The following is a 2,036-nucleotide window of genomic DNA, read 5'->3' as shown; positions in this document are numbered from 1 at the left end:
GGGCCAGCGCTCATGCCGGGGGCCGCAGCGATTCGGCGACCTCGATCGCGCGCAGGACCGCCGCCGCCTTCGTGCGGCTCTCCAGGTCCTCGGCGTCGGGATCGGAATCGGCGACGATTCCGGCGCCGGCCTGGACGTAGGCCACGCCGCCGCGCAGCACCGTGGTGCGGATCGCGATGGCGGTGTCCAGGTCGCCACCGAAGTCCAGATAGCCGACCACGCCCCCGTAGAGGCCGCGGCGTGTGGGCTCCAACTCGTCGATGACCTCCATCGCGCGCACCTTCGGCGCCCCGGAGAGCGTGCCCGCCGGGAACGTCGCGGTGAGCACGTCGACGGCGCTGCGCTCAGGCGCCACCTCGCCGATCACCGTGGAGACGATATGCATGATGTGCGAGAACCGTTCGACGGCGGCAAACTCGACGACCCGCACCGAACCGGGCACGCAGACCCGGCCCAGATCGTTGCGGACCAGGTCGACGAGCATCACGTGCTCCGAGCGCTCCTTCGGGTCGGCAAGCAGTTGCGCCGCGAGCTGCGCGTCGCGTTCCGGCGTCGCGCCCCGGGGTCGGCTGCCCGCGATGGGATGCAGCAGCGCCCGTCGCCCGGTGACCTTGACGTGCGCCTCCGGCGAGGAGCCGACGACGTCGTGGTCACCGAACCGCAGCAGGTACATGTACGGGCTCGGGTTGGTCGTGCGCAGCACCCGGTAGACGTCGAGGGGATCGGCGGCGGTCGCCCGCTCGAAACGCTGGGAGACCACGATCTGGAAGCACTCCCCAGCGCGGATCTCCTCGATGGCCCGCTCGACCGAGGCCTGGAAGGCCCCGGGCGGGGTGGCGGAGACGAAGTCGCCGACCCCGCTGGCCGCCCCGCTGGTCGTCGCCACCGTCGGCTCGCTCCACTTGGCCAGGTCGCTGGTCATCGCGTCCAGTCGCGCCACCGCGTCGTCGTAGAGAGCGTCGAGGTCGGGGCGGGTGGCGTCGGCCGGATCCGGGCCCGACGCGGCCGGCGCCTCCGTGAAGACGTTGGCGACCAGCAGGCAGGAGCCGTCCGCGTGGTCGAGGACGGCGAGGTCCGTGGTGAGCAGCATCCGCAGCTCGGGCAGGCCGAGATCGTCGACGGCATGCGAGGGCAGCCGTTCGATGCGGCGCACGATGTCGTAGCCGAGGTAGCCGACGAGACCGCCCATCAGCGGCGGGGCATCCGGATCGTTGTCGGCGCGCAGGGAGCGTTCCACCGCGCGCAGGATGTCCAGCGGGTCACCCTCGGTCGGCACCCCGCGCGGTGGCGTGCCGACCCAGACCGCCTGGCCGTCGCGTTCGGTCAGCGTCGCCGCCGCTCGCACCCCGACGAACGAGTACCGGGACCACACCCCGCCGTGCTCGGCGGACTCGAGCAGGAAGGTGCCCGGCCCGCCGGCGAGCTTGCGGTAGATCCCGACCGGGGTCTCCCCGTCGGCGAGCAGCCGGCGGGTGACGGCGACGACCGGCCGGGTGGCGGCGGCGGCGTGGAACGCAGCCCGGTCGGGGACGATCCGCCCGGTGGTCATCGGGCCGGCCCGGCATCGGCCACGACGCCCGGGTTACCCGCGCGCGCGGGCAGCGGATCGGCGTCGAAGCAGGTCCGGGTGTCGGTGTGGCAGGCCGGGCCGATCTGGTCCACCCGGACGAGGACGGCGTCGCCGTCGCAGTCGAGGGCGACCGAGCGGACCCACTGCTGGTGGCCGGAGGTGTCGCCCTTGACCCAGTACTCCCCGCGGCTGCGGCTCCAGTAGGTGGCCCGCCCGGTGGTCAGCGTGCGGTGCAGCGCCTCGTCGTCCATCCAGCCGAGCATCAGCACCTCGCCGGTGTCGTGCTGTTGGGCGATGGCCGGGAACAGACCGGCGTCGTTACGACGCAGGCGGCTGGCGATGGCGGGATCCAGAGCGGATGGACGTACGGTCACGGCTCCATTCTGCTCGTCCGCGTCGGCGAGACGGGGCAGGCGTCCGCCGTCAGGGCCGGCGTCGCCGGGCACGTCACCCCCTCCCCCGGGCC

The 2,036-nt window shown here is 73.4% G+C and carries 2 protein-coding genes; both read right to left on the bottom strand.

All coding sequences use genetic code 11. The features are described 5' to 3' along the window. Positions 1 to 10 precede the first annotated feature (10 nt). Positions 11 to 1,549, bottom strand: coding sequence for an anthranilate synthase component I (locus NBZ83_RS31805; RefSeq protein ID WP_261571308.1), 1,539 nt, complete (start codon positions 1,547 to 1,549; stop codon positions 11 to 13). Beyond that, entirely contained in the window at positions 1,546 to 1,944 is a 399-nt protein-coding gene (gene hisI, locus NBZ83_RS31800) for a phosphoribosyl-AMP cyclohydrolase (protein ID WP_261571309.1), read from the bottom strand. The genes NBZ83_RS31805 and hisI overlap by 4 nt, the downstream gene beginning before the upstream one ends. Positions 1,945 to 2,036 lie beyond the last annotated feature (92 nt).

Origin of the sequence: Frankia gtarii (genome assembly GCF_025403375.1) — a bacterium.
GTDB lineage: Bacteria > Actinomycetota > Actinomycetes > Frankiales > Frankiaceae > Frankia > Frankia gtarii.
This window is presented reverse-complemented; position numbering and strand designations above follow the sequence as displayed.

Coding starts and splice junctions, on each gene's coding strand:
- NBZ83_RS31805 (WP_261571308.1), bottom strand. CDS start 1,549: ATGACCACCGGGCGGATCGTCCCCGACCGGGCTGCGTTCCACGCCGCC.